Source organism: Caballeronia glathei, assembly GCF_000698595.1.
GTDB classification, from domain to species: domain Bacteria; phylum Pseudomonadota; class Gammaproteobacteria; order Burkholderiales; family Burkholderiaceae; genus Caballeronia; species Caballeronia glathei.
The window spans coordinates 1-348 of sequence record NZ_JFHC01000331.1 but is presented as its reverse complement, the minus strand read 5'-3'; the positions used below and the strand labels follow the sequence as shown (position 1 = coordinate 348).

Annotated in this window: 1 protein-coding gene; it reads left to right on the top strand. The window is 68.1% G+C overall.

Annotation, left to right across the window (positions count from 1 at the left end):
• A partial coding sequence (locus tag BG61_RS39010; protein WP_152565306.1) for a condensation domain-containing protein occupies positions 1–348 on the top strand: 348 nt, incomplete at both ends.

Below are 348 nucleotides of genomic sequence, written 5' to 3'. Positions count from 1 at the left end.
GCCGTGGGCTCGCCCATCGCCAATCGCACGCACGCGCAGATCGAGCCGCTCATCGGCCTGTTCGTCAATACCCTCGTGCTGCGCGCCGATCTCTCGGGCACGCCCTCCTTGCGCGAGCTGCTCGCGCAAGTCCGTGACACCACGCTTGCCGCCTACGCCCATCAGGATCTGCCTTTCGAGAAGCTCGTCGAGGCGCTCGCGCCGGTTCGCGACACCAGCCGCACGGCGCTGTTCCAGGTCATGTTCGTATTGCAGAACGCGCCGATGGAAGCGCTCGCCCTGCCCGGGCTCACGCTCGAGGTGCTGCCCGCAGCCGAGGCCGGCGCCAAGTTCGATCTCACGCTCAGC